The sequence below is a fragment of the Pseudothioclava nitratireducens genome (genome assembly GCF_029210495.1).
In the GTDB taxonomy this organism is placed as follows: Bacteria; Pseudomonadota; Alphaproteobacteria; order Rhodobacterales; family Rhodobacteraceae; genus Pseudothioclava; species Pseudothioclava nitratireducens.
On record NZ_JARGDK010000011.1, the window covers coordinates 73,189 to 90,007 of the forward strand.

The following is a 16,819-nucleotide window of genomic DNA, read 5'->3' on the forward strand; positions in this document are numbered from 1 at the left end:
TCAAATCTCCCGTGCAAACCAACGAATGCGCCCGACGATGACGATTTCATCTGCCGTGCGCTCATACTCCGGATAAAGCTTGTTGTCCGAGATCACGCGGACGGCGGGCGGATCGCTGTTCGGGACATGCTGTAAGCGTTTCGCCACTAAGCCCATGCCATCATCCAGAACGAAGATGCCCGGTGGGTTTGGGGCCTTACGATCCATGTCCACAAGTACGGTGTCACCATCGAAGAGCGTGGGTTCCATGCTGTCGCCCTCGACCTTCATGATGCGCAATTGGGAGGGCGCAGCTTTCAAGCCGTGTTTGATCCAGGACTTCCGGAAGTGATAGGCGCGACCTGGCTCTTCATGGTCTTCGAGGACGACTGAACCTCCGCCCATTGAGGGGCGCACGGGAGCTTGCGCGATCGGCACAAAGGTTTCGTCAGGGTTCTCCAAGAAAGGGGGTGGCCCCTCAACTTCACCGATGCCGTGGATGAGCCAATCCACCTCGACTTTGAGAACACGCGCGACCTCCATCAATCGGTCTAACCCAGGCCGAGAGGAGCGGCCTCTCAGGATGTCGTAGACGAAGGAGCGATTGACCCCGGCCATCTCGGCAACATGCGCGGGGCTGAGCCCAAGCTGGTCCGCACGCGCCTGCAGTCGGTCGGCCAAACTATGATGCGAGGTCATCTTATCCCCATCCGGTTGTGGATATAATAGGATAAGACATGATTGCTATGGGATCGTCAAGACGATAGAACAATAATTGAATATGCGGGGTGAGAGTCGGAGGCAGCCATGCGGATTGAGAAGGAGTACTATTCGCTGTCAGAGATCCTTCGGCGCTGGTCGATTGAGGAAGACGATCTGATCTACCTCGCAGAAAATAACCAAGTCCGTCTATCCATTCGGGTCTTCAATCAACTCCTGGAGTTTGGCGACTATGACGCTGACATCAATGGGGCGCGGTTTCGGGTGCCCTATGAGGAGAGGGTGTTCAGCGGCTTGCTCGATCTGCACGCTTGCGACGTCTTTCACCTCTTTCGCTGCGGTGAAGCCCATCTGAATGAGTTCTGCCATGATCGATGCGGTTACGCTGCGTTTCCGGAAACACATGCACCACAATACGTTGTTATTGGGGATCTTTTGATGCGCCGCCATGAGCGCGATCGCTATGAAATCAAAGCAGGATTTCACAGAGGCGATGGGCAAACTCCAGAGCAAGGGTTCATCTACACCGTCGGCTACCGTGAAGTGCGCAGCCGCGGTTTTTGCTTTCAACTTGGTGCCATTCAGGCCGATGTTGTGCAGGCGCTCCATGCCGCAGCTGAAGCCGGTCAGCCTTGGCAAAACGGTAAAACCCTTCTGACGGCAGCCGGATCGCGCAGCTTGAAGATGGTCGATGTCTTCAAGTCAAAGCCCGAGTGGCGCGAATTGATTCAATCTGACGGACGCGGGAACTACCGATTGCGCTTTGATTAAGGGCCACGCAACTGTGCCCGCTGTGGGATGGGTGTGGGATCTGCTGGGGGATGGGTGCCGGATGCCCATCCCCCACTTCATTTTAGAGCGTTGAAATTTCGAATTGTCTTCATCCGGCACTGCATCCCACCGCGATCCCGACGACATCCCACATCGGCGTTTCGCATTGTCTCCAGGTAACCAAGACAGGAGACAAGGATGCAGTCAAAACTCTGCCTCACGCAAAAGGAGTTGGCCCGACGCTGGGCGATCTCGCATCGCACACTGGAACGGTGGCGTTGGACCGGCGAAGGCCCCGATTATCTCAAACTCGGCGGGCGGGTCATCTACCGGCTCGAGGATATCATGACCTTTGAGGCGGCGGCCTTGCGCCGAGGCGATGCCTCCCAAAGCGCAAAGGTGTCGTGATGGCGTCGCAGATACGCGATGACATTGGCTTTTACGCTTGGGTCTCGCTCGCAGACGCAGGTGCAAGTGTCAGCTACCACCGTGGGTTTTTGGCCGTTGATACCGGCTCGCTCCTGTCGCGCCTGACACCCTCGCAGCAGGCCACGTTGCGCGGCATCGCGGATGCCGCCTGGCGGGCCTCCGAGCAACAGCTGGTGCATCTCGTCCAGGAACGCCTTGGCCCGGATCTCTTTGAGTACCGCGCCATCGCCCGGCCGAAACCTCCCACACCGTCCATCCCCGAACGGCTGATCGCAGCCCACTGACGTCTTTTTGAAAGGAGCCCCTATGGCTTTCCCCGAAAACATCCCGAGCGTGGATGACATGCTCAACATGCCGGTGACCGAGCTGGCACTCATGCCGCCTGCATTGCTTGCTGCGGTGCAAGCAGAAATCGATGCCGCATCGGAGCGAATGAAGGCGGTCGTGCAACGGTTCGAATTGGCGCTGGAAGTACGCTATGCCGCCCGAGCCTCAGAGTGCCGCCGCGAAGACGGCAAGGATACGGGCAAGACGCGTTTCGATGATAACGGCGTCACCGTCATCGCCGAACTGCCCAAGCGCATCGATTGGGACCAGGCCAAACTCGCCCAGATCGCTGCAAACATCGCATCCGCTGGCGAAGACCCGGCCGAATTCATCGATACGAAGCTGTCGGTCTCCGAGCGTAAATACGGTGCCCTGCCGGAAAGCTGGCGCAAGGGGTTCGAGCCCGCGCGCACTGTCCGGACTGGCAAGCCCAAGTTCCGGCTGGTTCTGAATGAGGAGGCGAACTGATGGCCATTTCCCTCGCATCCCTGCGCACGACCTCTGCGCTGACGCCACCGCGCATTCTGATCCACGGCGTGGCCGGGGTGGGCAAATCCACCTTTGCCGCCGCTGCGGATCGGCCGGTGTTCATCATGACCGAGGATGGCCTGGGCAAACTTCAGGTCCCGCATTTTCCGCTGGCGACGAGCTACGCAGAAGTGGCTGAAGCCCTCGATGCGCTTCTGAACGAGGACCACGATTTTGGCACGGTGGTCATCGACAGCATCGATTGGCTCGAGCCGCTCATTTGGGCTGAGACCTGCAAGCGCAGCAACTGGGTCTCGATCGAAGCACCAGGGTTCGGCAAGGGCTACGCCGAAGCGCTGAATGTCTGGCGGGAGTATCTCGACAAGCTGAATGCGCTTCGGGACCAGAAAGGCATGGTGGTCATCCAGATCGCCCATACGGATATCAAGCGTTTCGACAGCCCCGAGCACGAGCCCTACGACCGCTATGTGATCAAGCTGCAGACTCGCGCCTCGGCGCTCTTGCAGGAGCATTCAGATGTCGTGCTCTTTGCCAACTACCAGATCTCGGTCGCCAAATCCGATGTCGGCTTCAACAAGAAGGTGACCCGGGCGCTCGGGTCCGGTGCGCGCGTCATGCACACCGAAGAGCGCCCCGCCTTCCTTGCCAAGAACCGTTACGGCCTGCCGGACACCCTGCCGCTTGAGTGGTCGGAGTTCCTCGCAGCCATGCCCCAACCTGAATGATCGCCTTGAAAGGATAAGACCATGGCACGTTTCGACACCTCCTTTGACGCCACCAGCGTCGAACCCACCACGGCCTATGAACTGCTGCCCGCCGGCAAATACCGCGCCCAGATTGTCGAGAGCGAGATGCGCGTTACTAAGAACGGCATGGGCCAGTTTCTCTGGCTGATGATCGACATTCTCGACGGGGAGCAGAAGGGCCGGAAAATCTTCGACCAGCTGAACCTGGTGAACCCGAACCCGACTACGGTGGAAATCGCGCAGCGCACGCTTTCGGCGATCTGCCATGCCACGGGCCGGATGCATGTCAGCGACAGCGAGGAGCTGCACCTGATCCCGATGACGATCCAGGTGAAGATCCGGCCGCCGAAGAACGGCTACGGCGAGAGCAACGCGATTGCCTACCTGCTGCCTGAAAAGGGCGCAGCCTCGGCTACCCGCCCGGCTAAGCCTGCCTCTGACCCGGCTGGATCTGCGGTGCCGCCCAAAATGGCCTCCGCACCCTGGAACAAGAAAGGCTGAGCCTTCGCGCTGCCCTGCGCCTTGACTGACTGGGCAGCGCGCAACCCCATCTGAGGACATTTCCATGACTGACATGACCAACGTAGCCACTGCGGCTGCGAACACCCCCGGCTTGCCTGAAGACCAGCGGCGACTGATCGAGCTCGACGATGCCATTGCCAAGATCCGCACGCAGATCGCCACAGCCGATCTGGCCCGGCAGCGCGGCCAAAAGCCGATCGACCCGGACTGGTTCCACCGGGCCCGCACGGCACTCCGCCATCTGAGCCGCGAGCGGGCAGAACTTCTCGCCCAAGGCACCGGCCGCCGTCGCCGAGAGAAACTCAAGGACGCTCTGATCGGCATCCTGCGCGAACGCCATGAGCCCGAGACTTGGAGCGGCATTCTGGCCGAGGCACAGGCCCGCAGTGAACGGGAGGGTTTGTGATGGCAGAGTTGCCCTGCGCCCCCACACCGACGTTGACGGCGATCTATGCCGATTACGAGGCCCGCCAGGGTGATGGTTTCCGCGACCACCTCGGGGCGTCGATCATCGGCAAATCCTGCGCACGCGCACTCTGGTATGATTTCCGCTGGGTCACGCCTGCGCGCTATTCCGGTCGCCTGCTGCGCCTCTTTGAGACCGGCCAGCTGGAAGAGGACCGCCTCGTACGCAATCTGCGCGCCACCGGCGCGACCGTGCTCGAGGTCGATCCCGAAACCGGCCGTCAGTTCCGCGTCGAGGCCCATGGCGGGCATTTTGGCGGGTCGCTCGACGGCGTGGCCCTTGGGCTTCTGGAGGCCCCAAAGACCTGGCATGTGCTCGAGTTCAAGACCCATGGGGTCAAGAGCTTCAACGAGTTAACCGCCAAGGGTGTCGTTCTGGCCAAGCCCCAGCATGCCGCGCAGATGCAGATCTACATGCATCTGACGGGGATCACCCGCGCGCTGTATGTCGCGGTCTGCAAGGACACCGACGCGCTGCATATCGAGCGCATCGAGGCGGACCGCGCCATGGCCGAGCGCCTGCTGGAAAAGGCAGGGCGCATCATCTTCGCCCAGCACACGCCCACGCGGATCAGCGAGGACCCGGCCTGGTTCGAATGCCGGTTCTGTGATCACCATGGCGCCTGCCATGAGGGTGGTGGGGCGGCCGTGACGTGCCGGTCCTGTTTGCATGCAACGCCCGTCGGAGCGCTTCCAGAAGAAGTGGACACCGGTTCTTCGTCCGGAAGCGCGATCAGCAATAATGAGGGCGGCTGGCACTGCGCCCGCCATGACCGAATGCTGACAGCGCTCGAACAGCGTGCGGCCTGCATCCGCCATCTCTTCATCCCCGATCTCGTTCCGGGCGAGGTCATCGATGCGGGCGACGATGTCGTCACCTACCGCATGGCCGATGGCTCGACCTGGGCAAACGACGCCCGCACAACGGAGGCCGCGCCATGCTGACCTTGCGTCCCTATCAACAGGCCGCGATCGCCGCGATCTACGGCTATTTCCAAGTAAATAAAGGTAACCCTATCGTAATTCTTCCAACAGCTGCGGGAAAGTCGCTCGTTGCAGCCGCCTTCATTGAGGGTGTGCTGAAATCCTGGCCCGACCAGCGCATCTTGATCGTGACCCATGTCCGAGAGTTGATCGCCCAGAACCATGCCGAGATGATCGGCCTCTGGCCCGAGGCGCCTGCCGGGATCTACTCGGCGGGCCTCGGCAAGCGCGAGGCACAGGCCCGCATTCTCTTCGCAGGCATCCAGTCGATCCACCGCCGCGCGGCTGAAATCGGCCATACGGATCTCGTGCTGATCGACGAGGCCCATCTCATCCCTAGCAATTCCAGCACGATGTACCGGCGCTTCCTTGATGGCCTCACCCGCATCAATCCTGCACTCAAGGTGATCGGGCTGACTGCTACGCCGTTCCGGGTCGACAGCGGCATGTTGCACGAGGGCAAGAACGCGCTGTTCACCGACATCGCCTATGAGGCCCCGGTGCGGGATCTGATCGACGCGGGCTATCTGAGCCCACTCGTGTCGAAACAGCCCGCCACTCGACTGAATGTCTCGAAGGTCGGCACCCGCGCAGGCGACTTCATCCAGCGTGACTTGGCAGCAGCCGTCGACAAGGAGGCCATCACGCAGGCGGCGGTCAGCGAGATCATCGTACACGGCCGCGAGCGGAAATCCTGGCTGGCTTTCTGCTCCGGCGTCGAGCACGCGCGTCATGTCGCCGAAGAGTTCGCCCGCCAGGGCATCAGCTGCCGCACGATCTTCGGCGATACGCCAAAGGACGAGCGTGACGCGATTATCGCCGCCTTCAAGCGCGGTGAAATCCAGGCGCTCGCCTCAATGGGCGTGCTGACCACCGGCTTCAACGCGCCTGGGGTCGATCTGATTGCGCTCCTGCGCCCCACCAAATCCGCAGGGCTCTATGTGCAGATGGTCGGCCGCGGTACGCGCCTCGCCCCCGGCAAGGAAAACTGCCTGGTCCTCGATTTTGCGGGCAATGTCCGCCGCCACGGGCCCATCGATCTGGTGCGGCCCCGACGACCCGGCGAGGCCGGTGTCGGCGAGGCCCCGACCAAGCTCTGCCCCGAATGCGACAGCATCATCGCGCTCTCGGCGGCGGAATGTCCGGACTGCGGTTACGTCTTTCCGGCCCGCGAGGTCAAAATCGCGCCGACGGCGGCAACACTTCCGGTCCTATCGCCGAAATTGCAATGGTTGCCCGTCCACGGCGTCTCCTACAGCCGCCACGACAAGCTGGGTGGGCAGCCCTCGCTGAAAGTCATCTATAGCTGCGGGATTAAATCCTACAGTGAGTGGGTCTGCATCGAGCATCAGGGCTATGCGCGCCAGAAGGCGGCTGAGTGGTGGCGCAAGCGCGCCCCCGGCTGTCCGGTGCCGCTCAGCGTGGATGAGGCCATTTTGCAGGCCCAAGAGCTGATGCGCCCCAGCGCAATCTCGGTACGCCCCGCGGGCCGCTATGTCGAAGTCTCCGGCTACAGGTTTGATCCATGCGCCAAAGTTCCCCCGGCCTCTGCGCCGTCTGCCACCGGCAACCTCGCGGGTTTGGCTGGTTCGACCGGAATTTCCGGGTCTCGGACCCGCGCCGTGATGCCAGCCGCAGGCACCTCTGCAGCCGCACCTGCCAAGACATCTGCCACGGGAGGACGGGCATGATCGATCCCACCCCGAATGAGATGCAGGCGATGACTGTCGGCGGCCAACAAGGTGGCGCGTATCTCGAAAGCATCGGCAAATCCGATCTCGCCACCCTGACCGAGACCGAGTGGGACCGCTTCATCGATGCGGTTGTCACCGGATATTGCGACCACTTGCGCGAGCTGGCGGGCCACGACCGCACACGCCTCGACGCCATGACCCCCGAGGTGCCTTTCTGATGACCAACACATCCTTCATGGCGCGCTTCGGCGCGCGGCTTGTGACCAATGGCTATGCCATCCTGCCCATCGGCCCGGGCACGAAGAAACCCGGACGCTTCCAGCGTGGATCCTGGGCGGATTATCCGGAATGGAACCGCCATGCAGAACGCGGCACCACCGAGGTCGAGGTGGCCACATGGGCCAGCTGGCCGGAGTGCGGTGTGGGTATTGTCGGTGGCGCTGTTGCGGCGGTCGATATCGATATCAAGGACGACGCTGACCTTGCCTTACGGATTGAGCAACTGGCGCGTGAACGCCTCGGTGATACGCCCGCCCTGCGTATTGGTCGGGCCCCGAAGCGCATGTTGGTCTATCGCACGGCCGTCCCGTTTCGGGGCATCAAGCGCCATCCGCTGGAGGTGCTCTGCCTCGGGCAGCAGTTCGTCGCCTATGCAAACCACCCGGGCACGGGTGCACCCTATGCGTGGCCCGAGGAGGGCTTGGCGGACATCGACATCATCGACTTGCCGGAAATCACGGCCGAGGCTGCTGCAGCGTTTCTGGACGAGGCCTATGCGCTGTTGCCGGAAGCACTGCGTCAGCATGGGCTTGCTTCCCAAGTAGCACCCGCCGAAATCGCGCGCTCCCACAGCCAGATCGGCACATTGCCCGCGATCGAGGCGGCGCTCGCTTGGCTGCCCAATGCCGAGCTGGACTATGACAGCTGGATGCGGGTCGGCATGGCCCTGAAAGGTGCACTTGGCGCGGCCGGGGTCGATCTCTTTGCCGATTGGTCAGCGCAAGCGGCGAAGGATGTGCCGGCCACCACGATGAAGGCTTGGGCCAGCTTCAAGCCCGACCGGATCGGCGCTGGCACGATCTACCATCTGGCAATGGAACGCGGCTGGCAGCCCGATGCGGAACTTCGTCTGGATGGCAGCCTACCCGAGACCGAAGACCATCCAGCGGCGGGTCTACTGGCGAGGCTGGATGTGACAGCAACGGCAGCGTCTCAGGCCCCAGCCGCACCGCCGTTCGCGCTGGCCATCCCTGACGGGTTGGTGGGCGATCTGACCAATTACATGCTGACCACTGCCCGGCGCCCGCAGCCGCTGCTGTCACTGGGGGCCAGCCTCTGCGCTATCGGCGCGCTGATGGGGCGAAACTACCGCACCGAAAGCAACCTGCGCTCGAACCTTTATGTCGTGGGCATCGCGGACAGTGGATCTGGCAAGAACCACGCCCGAGAAATCATCAACGAAACCTTCTTCGAGGCGGGGCTCGCGCATCACCTCGGGGGCAACAAGATCGCCTCTGGCGCGGGGCTTTTGACCGCGCTGCATCGCCAGCCCGCGATCCTGTTTCAGATCGACGAGTTTGGCATGTTCCTGTCAGCCGCCGCCGACCGTAAGCGCAGCCCGCGCCACATCACCGAGATCCTCGATAACATGACTGAGCTCTACACCTCGGCCGGCGGGATCTTCCTCGGGGCAGAATATGCCAACCGAGACGGCACGAATGAGAGGCGCGACATCAATCAGCCATGCCTCTGCGTCTATGGCACCACGACGCCGCTGCATTTTTGGGGGGCGCTGCAGGGCGCCAACGTTGTCGATGGCTCGCTTGCCCGTTTCCTGATCCTGCCCAGCGACGAGGACTATCCCGACGAGAACATTGCCGTCGGCATCCGGCAGGCGCCGGCCGCGCTGATCCTGGGGCTGCAACTGATAGCGGCGGGCGGTGGGACCAAGAAGGGCAACCTGACAGGCAAGACCGCCGATCAAAACACCGCCGTGAACCCGATGATCGTGCCCATGACCGAGGAGGCGCGCGCCCGGTTCCGCCAGCTCAGCATCGAGCTGACCGAGGAATTGCGCGCCGCCGCTGGCACAGCCTTCACGGCCATCCTCGCCCGCATCGGGGAAAACGCCCTGAAGCTTGCACTCATCGTGGCGGTGGGGCGCGATCCAGCACGCCCCGAGATCGAGATCACGGCGGCGGATTGGGCCATCAGTTTCGTGCGGCACTATGCTCAGCGGACCATGGAGGCGGTCGAGCGGCATGTCGCGGACACTGAGACCGAGGCACACCTGAAGCGGCTGAAGGAGATCGTCCGCGCGTCAGGTGCCAAGGGCATCACCAAGTCCGAGATCACCCGGGCTTCACAGTGGCTCAAATCCCGCGACCGCGATGAAATCCTGCTCACCCTGATCGAGAGCAGGGACATCACAACTGGCATGCGCGGCTCATCGACAAGGCAGGCCATGGTCTATCGCATGGCCCATTGGGGCGGCCCCTGGCGGGATGCTTCAGGGCGCAAAATCCTGCAGAAGGAAGTTTGATTATGCTTAAGCGCATGATAATGATGGAGAAAGTGGGAACCATCACGTCCTTCAATCTTTCAAGAGGACACCTTATCCCTTACGCGTGTACGCGCGCGCGGTTAAATAAAAGAATGACTACCTCCTATAACTATATAATAATATGAATAATATATATTATATAGGGACGCCAATGGGTTAGCGAGGCAAAAGCTTCATTCTGGCTCTTTGAAGCCTAAGAAAAATATGCCGGGCGGCCCGCTCGCCCCGCGCCTGACATGACCAGACCACCCTTCGGGGCCTGGCGAGACCGCAGCCCTCACCGGCCAGCCCTCCCGCCACGCTCGCCAAAGCGAAGAGGAGGTCTCGATGACCCAATCCAACGAACACCTGCGCTGCATTCTGGCGCTCGATCTCGGCACGACCACCGGCTGGGCGATCCGTGGCTATGACGGTTTGATCACGACCGGCACCGCCAGTTTCCGACCCGGACGCTATGACGGCGGCGGTATGCGCTACCTGCGCTTCACCAACTGGCTGACGGAACTCGACCGGCTGTCCGGACCCATCTCAGCCATCTGGTTCGAAGAGGTCCGCCGCCATGCGGGCACTGACGCCGCCCATGTTTATGGGGGGCTGATGGCCTCACTGACCTCGTGGGGGGAATTGCGCGGCATTCCATACGAGGGCGTGCCCGTGGGCACCATCAAGCGCCATGCCACAGGCCATGGCAATGCGAACAAACAAGCCATGATCGCGGCGGCCCGCGCGCGCGGTTACAGCCCAGCGGACGACAACGAGGCTGACGCGATCGCAATCCTGCACTGGGCTCTGGAGAACCAGGGAGGTGCAGCATGAGGCTCTACCCCAAAGGCTACGGCGGCCAGCGCCGCGATCCCGAACAGGTCAAACGTGACGGCTGGCACGAGCAGCGCATGCTCGCCGTGTCCCTTGATGACCCGCGTCTGACATGGCCCGAGCGTGAACTCGTCCGCCAACTGGGGGACAAACTCTACGGGCCGCTGCCCGCGGTGAGGGAGGTGCGCCATGGCTGATCAATGGACACGAGCAATGGTGGCGGACAGGCTGGATCTCGCGGCCGACGTGATGCGGTCCATGCCGCCGGTCCGTCCACAGGGCTATGTTAGCGCTTGGCCCGAATACCTCTCAACCTTCGCCGATCAGGTGGGCCAGGAACCGCGGATGAAAAAGCCTCTGCCATCACCGCGGATGATCACGCAGGCCGACGAGGCGATGCTCTGGTTGCGGTGGGTGGACAAGGACATCGGCCAGATCCTCTGGGCGCGGGCCAACCGCAAAGCTTGGAAGGGGATCTGTTGGGAACATGGGGTCAGCAGAGCTACGGCAAACCGGCGCCATGAGTTTGGATTGGCCGTGATCGTCTGGAAACTCAACGGCAAAACCGTGCCTCGCAAGCGCTCGATGGAGTTCGTGATCGCGAGCGTCCCGTAACCTTTAATAAGGCAGGACCGTTATTGAAGGTTAAGGCATTATCCTTTAATAGCGCGGAGGCCCTATTAAAGGATGAGATGATGATGGAAGCACGGAATCAACGGCTGGGCACCTTTGCGGAGACAATCGTTGGTGGCGAACGTGTACGGGCCTATGTCCCGGCTAGCTTGCCACCAGACCCGCCTTTGAAGCTGTCAGACCTCATGCACGTCTACGAGCGGGCGGTTGCCGCCGTTGGGCGGCTGGATAATGTCACCACGATCCTGCCGTCCATGCCGCTCTTCCTGTACATGTACGTGCGCAAGGAGGCATTGCTGTCGTCTCAGATCGAGGGAACGCAATCTTCGCTCTCTGACCTGCTTCTGTTCGAGAGTGACGAAGCACCGACGGTCGAGCTCGACGATGTCACTGAGGTCTCGAACTATGTTGCTGCGATCGAACATGGCGTTAAGCGCATCCGCGGCGGCTTTCCGCTTTCGTTGCGCCTGATCCGTGAAATGCATGCCATCATCCTGAAATCTGGCCGCGGGGCAACCAAACAGCCTGGAGAGTTCCGCAGGTCGCAAAACTGGATCGGTGGCACGCGGCCCGGAAATGCTCTATTCGTTCCGCCGCCGCCTCATTTGCTCAATGACTGCCTTGATGCCTTCGAGCGCTTTTTGCATGAGGATGATCGGGGGCTTCCGCCGCTCATCCGGGCAGGCTTGGCCCATGTCCAGTTCGAGACCATCCACCCGTTCCTTGATGGAAACGGACGGCTTGGGCGCTTGTTGATCACGTTGATCCTGGTCGATGCCGGTATCTTGCGTGAGCCAATCCTGTATCTAAGCTTGTTTCTGAAATCGCGCCGTGACGACTATTATCGGCTGCTGCAAGAGGTTCGGCAGGTAGGGGCTTGGGAAGCATGGATGGAATTTTACCTGACAGGGGTCGCTGAAGCGGCGGAACAGGCCTCCGAGACCGCGCGTGCCCTGATCGCAATGTTCGACAAGCATCGCCGAGAAATAGGCGCGCTCGGACGTTCAGCGCCCTCTGTGCTGCGTGTGCATGAACTCCTGCAAGCCCGGCCTGTCGTAACGATCCAGACGGTCGTCGAGACGTTGCAAGTGTCCTTTCCGACGGCTCGAGGGGCACTTGAGAGGCTTGTGGCGCTGCAAATCGTGCGTGAGACGACCGGCAAGCAGCGTGATCGGATCTATGCATATACCGACTACCTTGATCTTCTTGACCGTGGCACTGAGCCATTGCCGGTCTGAGCGCTGTTTTTGTTGTCAACCCCTTTTGTGTGAGTGAGGTAATTTTTTGGTGAGACACCGGAAAGCAAGACAGATTTCTTCCAGGAGGGTATAGAAAAGCTATGATGGCGAAGTTGCGGTTGGATGACCCTGCAGCGCTGACAAATCCCAAGACAAACTGTCGAAAGGCTGAGGCGATGGCTGAAGCGCGTCCTATTGGATTTCGCGATTATGTTCGTTCCAATGGATTTCGCACCGTCTACCTGATCACTCCTGTATTCGGCGCCCCGGTAAAAATTGGAATATCCGAAGACCCAATACAGCGCCTTGGTACAATTCAGGCTGGCCATTACGAGGAGCTGGTTTTCCACCGGTTCTGGTGGCTGCCCGGAATAGCGATTTCTTCAAAGATTGAGGCAGATTTCAAACGCGAACAGGCAGAACGGAACATCCGTGGGGAATGGTTTGATATGATGCCCGAGCAAGCGGAAGCATTGATCAATCGTGCCATTTCAGAAATTGGGATCTGGAACCTTACCCAGTTGGAGATGGAGTTTCTCTATGACGATTGGTATCGGCAAACCAATGACCTTCCCAAGCGTGCACCATGCCTGTTGCCAGGGCGTCCGCCCAGTCGGGTCGAACCGTGGGACAAACCGAAAAAGACCTACCGAGAGCCGTACCGCCCAACCAACCCATGGTGACATCTTCTGTGTTGTTACTGAGACTCTGACTGCATCAATAAACAACATCATCCACGATCTCGATCAGACCAACGTCCATTTCGAAGCCGCCGTTGCAAGCTGAGGAAACAACCAGCCACGCGCGCCTTCGATCTTTAGCTAAACAGCGAGGGCGATCCTCTGAAGGACACTGGGGTCCAGTCGGGAAACCAGCCAGGGTCCAACGGTGATCAGAAATGGGATGGTCGCGGGGTTGCGCGAGGGGCAATTTCCCACCGCTTACCTTGCCCAAAACGTTCTCCTGTAAGGTGTGATTGGCGGTTTTCTCGGGGCAAATGGTTACCGGTTTTCCGAGAAAACTGTCTCCGCCCAAAATGCTGCGCCGCGTAACCTGTTGAAATTGAACGGGTCCCTCCTGTTTGTAACCGTCTTCGGGGGGGCGAGGCGCGAGGGTTTCCCAGTGACGCCCCTGAAAATACCCGTTTCGTTTCGGTTTGCCGCGAACCCTAAGAAAACAAAGGCCTGACGGCCTGACACAACCCGCCTGAACCGAAACGGGGGTCTGACCCCATTTCGTTTCGCGGGCCAGACCCGTTTCGTTTCGCGGACGTATCGTTCGCTTGTCACACATCCCAAGGAAACACCGATGGACGTTTTGGACCTGCCGCTTGCGCAGATCATTCCCTATGCGCGCAACCCACGGCGCAACGAACAGGCCATCGCCACGGTCGCAGCGTCGATCCAGGAGTTTGGCTGGCGCCAGCCCATCGTTGTCGATGAGGCAATGGTCGTTCTGGCTGGGCACACGCGGCTGGAAGCGGCGCGCAAGCTCGGTTTTAAATCCGCACCGGTGCATGTGGCCAAGGGGCTGACCGAGGCCCAAGCCCGCGCCTTCCGGATCATGGATAACCGCTCCAGCGAGAATGCCGAGTGGGACAAGGATCTGCTGAACCTTGAGCTGGCCGACTTGCTGGAGGCTGATTTCGATCTTGGCCTGACGGGCTTCACGGATGATGAATTGAACGGGCTGATGAACAGCCTCGATGCGGGCACTGGCCCGCAAGAGGGTGAAGACGACATTCCGGACACGCCGGAAGACCCGATCAGCCGACCTGGCGATCTCTGGATCCTCGGCAATCACCGGCTGCTCTGCGGCGACAGCACGGTTTCTACCGACGTGCAGAAGGTGCTGGGTGATGTGAAGGCAGACCTCTGCTTTTGCGATCCGCCCTACAACGTGGACTACGCCGGCGGCGTCGGCGCGGAGAAGGCTGGCAAGGGGCGGCGGATCAAGAATGACGCCTTGGGCGATGGCTTCGGCCAATTCCTTTACGACGCCTGCGTGCTGATCAACGCGCATACCGACGGTGCGGTCTACATCTGCATGTCGTCCAGCGAGTTGCAGACGCTGCAGGCAGCATTCAAGTCGGCAGGCGGCCATTGGTCGACCTTCATCATCTGGGCGAAGGACCGGTTCACGCTGGGCCGTGCTGATTACCAGCGCCAGTACGAGCCGATCCTCTATGGCTGGCCTGACGGCGTAAAGCGCCACTGGTGTGGCGATCGGGACCAGGGCGATGTGTGGAACATCCAGCGGCCATCAAAGAATGACCTGCACCCCACCATGAAGCCGGTGGCGCTGGTCGAACGCGCTATCCGGAACTCGAGCCGAAAAGGCGACCTGGTGTTCGACCCGTTTGGCGGCAGCGGCACGACGCTGATCGCTGCTGAAAAGACGGGGCGCCACGCATCGCTGATCGAACTCGATCCAAAATACGTCGATGTCATCATCCGCCGTTGGCAAGAGTTCACTGGTCGAGAGGCGCAGTTGTCGCAGACGGGACAGACCTTCGGTGACGTCGAACGGAGCCGGGAGGCGGAACATGCAGCAATCGCTGTTTGAACATCTGGGATTTGATTTGCCCGACAGCGAGTTTGACAGGCCAGACGTCGAATGCAGTGATGATCTGGAAGTGGGCAAGGCTGCCGAGCACTTGGTGTGTGCCGACCTCATCCTGAGCGGCTATCGCGCGTTTCTAAGCGATCAAGGCCTGCCGTACGATATCTTGGTGGATGTCGATGGGTCGCTTCTTCGCGTTCAGGTCAAATCAACCCGGAAGCCGAAAAACCATGATCCTAAGACAAGGGTCACGCCCGGGTATTTGTTCCAACTTCGACGCGCCGGTAAAGGTGGGCGGCGTCGGTATCCAGATAATGCGTTCGACCTTTACGCCCTCGTCGCGCTCGATAGACAGGCAATCGCCTATCTACCGGCCATTGATTGCTCCAATCAAACCATTGCCCTGCGCGTTCCAGGTGAACGTTACCTCCAAAATGGCAGCATGAATCGGGAGTTTCAGGAAGCGAGTTTTCGCCATGCCCTGAACCGCTTGGGGTTTGAGGCATGAAACAGTCGCGCCTCATGTCTCTGGTTGAGGCCATCACCAACGTGATCGTCGGCTATGGCGTCGCGGTTGTGACGCAGATCCTGATCTTTCCGATCTTTGGGCTGCACACGACGCTCGCGCAAAATCTGCAAATGGGCTTGCTGTTCACCGGCGTCAGCATAATCCGCTCGTTCCTGCTGCGGCGGCTCTTCGAGGCTATTCGGGTGGCAAAACCCGAGGGCTAGATCAGACCTAGGCCTTTCAGGCAGCTGGCTGTGTCCATCAGCTGATGGGTCGGCACTTCGATTTTGATGGTGAAGCTGTCGGCTGAGGTTTGGGCGTAAACGCCGCCATCGTCCATCAATGCCATTTCGATCTCCTCAAGGACGACGGCGATGCGGCTGCGGTCAAAATGCTCGGGCAGGTTTCGGATGGGGAGGCGAATGCTGGTGCTTTCCATGGGGTTTACTCCGCGTGCTCGCCTTCCTTGAAGGCGCTGTCTGTGATGCGCTTCAGGAGCTCGGCGTAGTAGTCGAGGTTGCCGACATGCCCCCAATGAACCTCGTCGGGATGGGTGTCGAAGTGCTCTGCGCTCAGCGCCTGCAGCCGCGCGAGCATCGTGTCGATCGCGGCCTTCTTGGCGATGAACGCGTCTTTGGCTGTTGGTCGGTGGCTCATCTCGAGGCGTCCTGAGTTGTGTTTTCTGCTGTCGTGACCTTCGCTCTGGTGGCCAAGCTTATCCAGTGAATTCGACGCAAATCCATACGGTTAATAGAACTCTCGAGGTCTGCGAATGTCGACAGCTACACAGCCCATCGGCGTGATCGCGCGGCTTTTGGATCTTTCGGAACGGCGGGTCCAGCAGCTGAGCCGCGAGGGCGTGATCCCCAAGGCCGAGCGCGGCCAGTATGATCTGATCGGCTCCGTGCGTGGCTATGTCCGCTATCTGCGCGATCAGGCGCTGAAGGCGCAGGCGGGCGCTCCTGACTATGCGGCTGAACGTGCGCGGTTCATCCGAGCGCGGGCGGACCTTGCCGAGATGGAAGCCGAAGAAAAGCGCCGGTCGCTGATCGCGGCCGAACAGATCGAGGCCGCCTGGATCGCCGTGCTGGCGCTGTTGCGCACCCGCCTTCTGGCGTTGCCCGACCGGTTGGCGCCGCAGGCCTTTGAACAATCAACCGTCGGAGACACCCGGAACCTGATCCGCGCCGCCATCCGCGAGGTGCTCGATGATCTCGCGCAGCCAGACATTGAACTCGAAGCTGAAATTGACCTTGCAGGGGTCGCCGATCCTGAAGTGGACGGTGGCGAAGGCACTGGTAGCGTCCGTCAAGGTGGTGTAATTTCCCAGATGGCCTGAGGTCATGATCAGGCGGCTTTCGTGGTTATGCTGA

General features: G+C 60.6%; 23 protein-coding genes. 20 read left to right on the forward strand and 3 right to left on the reverse strand.

Translation table 11 applies throughout. From position 1 onward, the window contains the following. Window positions 1-678, reverse strand: a complete 678-nt coding sequence (locus tag P0X85_RS12660; protein ID WP_275813879.1) for an XRE family transcriptional regulator — start codon at window positions 676-678, stop codon at window positions 1-3. A gap of 108 nt (window positions 679-786) precedes the next feature. Here P0X85_RS12660 and P0X85_RS12665 point away from each other — a divergent pair, with 108 nt between their 5' ends. The 19 genes from P0X85_RS12665 to P0X85_RS12755 all read left to right on the forward strand — a co-directional run bounded on the left by P0X85_RS12665 (window position 787) and on the right by P0X85_RS12755 (window position 15,670). After that, complete coding sequence (locus tag P0X85_RS12665) at window positions 787-1,470, forward strand: hypothetical protein (protein WP_275813882.1); 684 nt, start codon at window positions 787-789, stop codon at window positions 1,468-1,470. 198 nt (window positions 1,471-1,668) lie between these two features. After that, entirely contained in the window at window positions 1,669-1,878 is a 210-nt protein-coding gene (locus P0X85_RS12670) for a helix-turn-helix transcriptional regulator (RefSeq protein ID WP_275813886.1), read from the forward strand. Continuing rightward, on the forward strand, window positions 1,878-2,183 hold the full coding sequence (locus P0X85_RS12675; RefSeq protein WP_275813889.1) for a hypothetical protein: 306 nt from the start codon (window positions 1,878-1,880) through the stop codon (window positions 2,181-2,183). The genes P0X85_RS12670 and P0X85_RS12675 overlap by 1 nt, the downstream gene beginning before the upstream one ends. Window positions 2,184-2,205: 22 nt before the next feature. After that, a complete protein-coding gene (locus P0X85_RS12680) occupies window positions 2,206-2,694 on the forward strand; it encodes a hypothetical protein (protein ID WP_275813893.1) in 489 nt (162 codons plus the stop codon). Further along, entirely contained in the window at window positions 2,694-3,440 is a 747-nt protein-coding gene (locus P0X85_RS12685) for an ATP-binding protein (protein ID WP_275813896.1), read from the forward strand. The genes P0X85_RS12680 and P0X85_RS12685 overlap by 1 nt, the downstream gene beginning before the upstream one ends. A 21-nt stretch (window positions 3,441-3,461) precedes the next feature. Next, the gene (locus P0X85_RS12690; protein ID WP_275813899.1) at window positions 3,462-3,962 is read left to right on the forward strand and encodes a DUF669 domain-containing protein; all 501 of its coding nucleotides are present in this window, start codon (window positions 3,462-3,464) and stop codon (window positions 3,960-3,962) included. A 64-nt stretch (window positions 3,963-4,026) separates the two neighbouring features. Continuing rightward, the gene (locus P0X85_RS12695) at window positions 4,027-4,389 is read left to right on the forward strand and encodes a hypothetical protein (RefSeq protein ID WP_275813902.1); all 363 of its coding nucleotides are present in this window, start codon (window positions 4,027-4,029) and stop codon (window positions 4,387-4,389) included. Beyond that, window positions 4,389-5,393, forward strand: a complete 1,005-nt coding sequence (locus tag P0X85_RS12700; RefSeq protein WP_275813904.1) for a PDDEXK family nuclease — start codon at window positions 4,389-4,391, stop codon at window positions 5,391-5,393. The genes P0X85_RS12695 and P0X85_RS12700 overlap by 1 nt, the downstream gene beginning before the upstream one ends. Then, window positions 5,387-7,123 carry a DEAD/DEAH box helicase gene (locus tag P0X85_RS12705; protein ID WP_275813907.1) on the forward strand — a complete coding sequence of 579 codons (1,737 nt, stop codon included), beginning with the start codon at window positions 5,387-5,389 and terminating at the stop codon, window positions 7,121-7,123. Before P0X85_RS12700 ends, P0X85_RS12705 begins: the two co-directional genes overlap by 7 nt. After that, the gene (locus tag P0X85_RS12710; RefSeq protein ID WP_275813912.1) at window positions 7,120-7,344 is read left to right on the forward strand and encodes a DUF6511 domain-containing protein; all 225 of its coding nucleotides are present in this window, start codon (window positions 7,120-7,122) and stop codon (window positions 7,342-7,344) included. Before P0X85_RS12705 ends, P0X85_RS12710 begins: the two co-directional genes overlap by 4 nt. Window positions 7,345-7,361: 17 nt before the next feature. After that, window positions 7,362-9,668, forward strand: a complete 2,307-nt coding sequence (locus P0X85_RS12715; protein ID WP_275813915.1) for a PriCT-2 domain-containing protein — start codon at window positions 7,362-7,364, stop codon at window positions 9,666-9,668. Between the two features lie 348 nt (window positions 9,669-10,016). Further along, window positions 10,017-10,505 (forward strand): crossover junction endodeoxyribonuclease RuvC, encoded by a 489-nt coding sequence (locus tag P0X85_RS12720; RefSeq protein ID WP_275813918.1) that lies wholly within the window; start codon window positions 10,017-10,019, stop codon window positions 10,503-10,505. Further along, a complete protein-coding gene (locus P0X85_RS12725) occupies window positions 10,502-10,702 on the forward strand; it encodes a hypothetical protein (RefSeq protein ID WP_275813920.1) in 201 nt (66 codons plus the stop codon). Before P0X85_RS12720 ends, P0X85_RS12725 begins: the two co-directional genes overlap by 4 nt. Beyond that, window positions 10,695-11,120 (forward strand): DUF6362 family protein, encoded by a 426-nt coding sequence (locus tag P0X85_RS12730; RefSeq protein WP_275813923.1) that lies wholly within the window; start codon window positions 10,695-10,697, stop codon window positions 11,118-11,120. Before P0X85_RS12725 ends, P0X85_RS12730 begins: the two co-directional genes overlap by 8 nt. An 80-nt stretch (window positions 11,121-11,200) precedes the next feature. Next, window positions 11,201-12,376 carry a Fic family protein gene (locus tag P0X85_RS12735; RefSeq protein WP_275813926.1) on the forward strand — a complete coding sequence of 392 codons (1,176 nt, stop codon included), beginning with the start codon at window positions 11,201-11,203 and terminating at the stop codon, window positions 12,374-12,376. 101 nt (window positions 12,377-12,477) lie between these two features. After that, window positions 12,478-13,059, forward strand: coding sequence for a GIY-YIG nuclease family protein (locus tag P0X85_RS12740; protein ID WP_275813929.1), 582 nt, complete (start codon window positions 12,478-12,480; stop codon window positions 13,057-13,059). A 625-nt stretch (window positions 13,060-13,684) separates the two neighbouring features. Continuing rightward, window positions 13,685-14,941 carry a DNA modification methylase gene (locus P0X85_RS12745; RefSeq protein WP_173496017.1) on the forward strand — a complete coding sequence of 419 codons (1,257 nt, stop codon included), beginning with the start codon at window positions 13,685-13,687 and terminating at the stop codon, window positions 14,939-14,941. Then, window positions 14,922-15,446 carry a group I intron-associated PD-(D/E)XK endonuclease gene (locus tag P0X85_RS12750; protein WP_173496018.1) on the forward strand — a complete coding sequence of 175 codons (525 nt, stop codon included), beginning with the start codon at window positions 14,922-14,924 and terminating at the stop codon, window positions 15,444-15,446. The genes P0X85_RS12745 and P0X85_RS12750 overlap by 20 nt, the downstream gene beginning before the upstream one ends. Beyond that, a complete protein-coding gene (locus tag P0X85_RS12755) occupies window positions 15,443-15,670 on the forward strand; it encodes a DUF7220 family protein (RefSeq protein ID WP_173496019.1) in 228 nt (75 codons plus the stop codon). Before P0X85_RS12750 ends, P0X85_RS12755 begins: the two co-directional genes overlap by 4 nt. Here P0X85_RS12755 and P0X85_RS12760 read toward each other — a convergent pair. Together P0X85_RS12760 and P0X85_RS12765 are read right to left on the reverse strand one after the other, a co-directional pair. Then, window positions 15,667-15,885, reverse strand: a complete 219-nt coding sequence (locus P0X85_RS12760) for a hypothetical protein (RefSeq protein WP_173496020.1) — start codon at window positions 15,883-15,885, stop codon at window positions 15,667-15,669. The two genes, P0X85_RS12755 and P0X85_RS12760, sit on opposite strands and share 4 nt — an antisense overlap. Before the next feature lie 5 nt (window positions 15,886-15,890). Next, on the reverse strand, window positions 15,891-16,103 hold the full coding sequence (locus P0X85_RS12765; protein ID WP_173496021.1) for a hypothetical protein: 213 nt from the start codon (window positions 16,101-16,103) through the stop codon (window positions 15,891-15,893). A 115-nt stretch (window positions 16,104-16,218) separates the two neighbouring features. Here P0X85_RS12765 and P0X85_RS12770 point away from each other — a divergent pair, with 115 nt between their 5' ends. Beyond that, window positions 16,219-16,785 (forward strand): terminase small subunit, Nu1, encoded by a 567-nt coding sequence (locus tag P0X85_RS12770; protein WP_275813940.1) that lies wholly within the window; start codon window positions 16,219-16,221, stop codon window positions 16,783-16,785. Window positions 16,786-16,819: the final 34 nt, after the last annotated feature.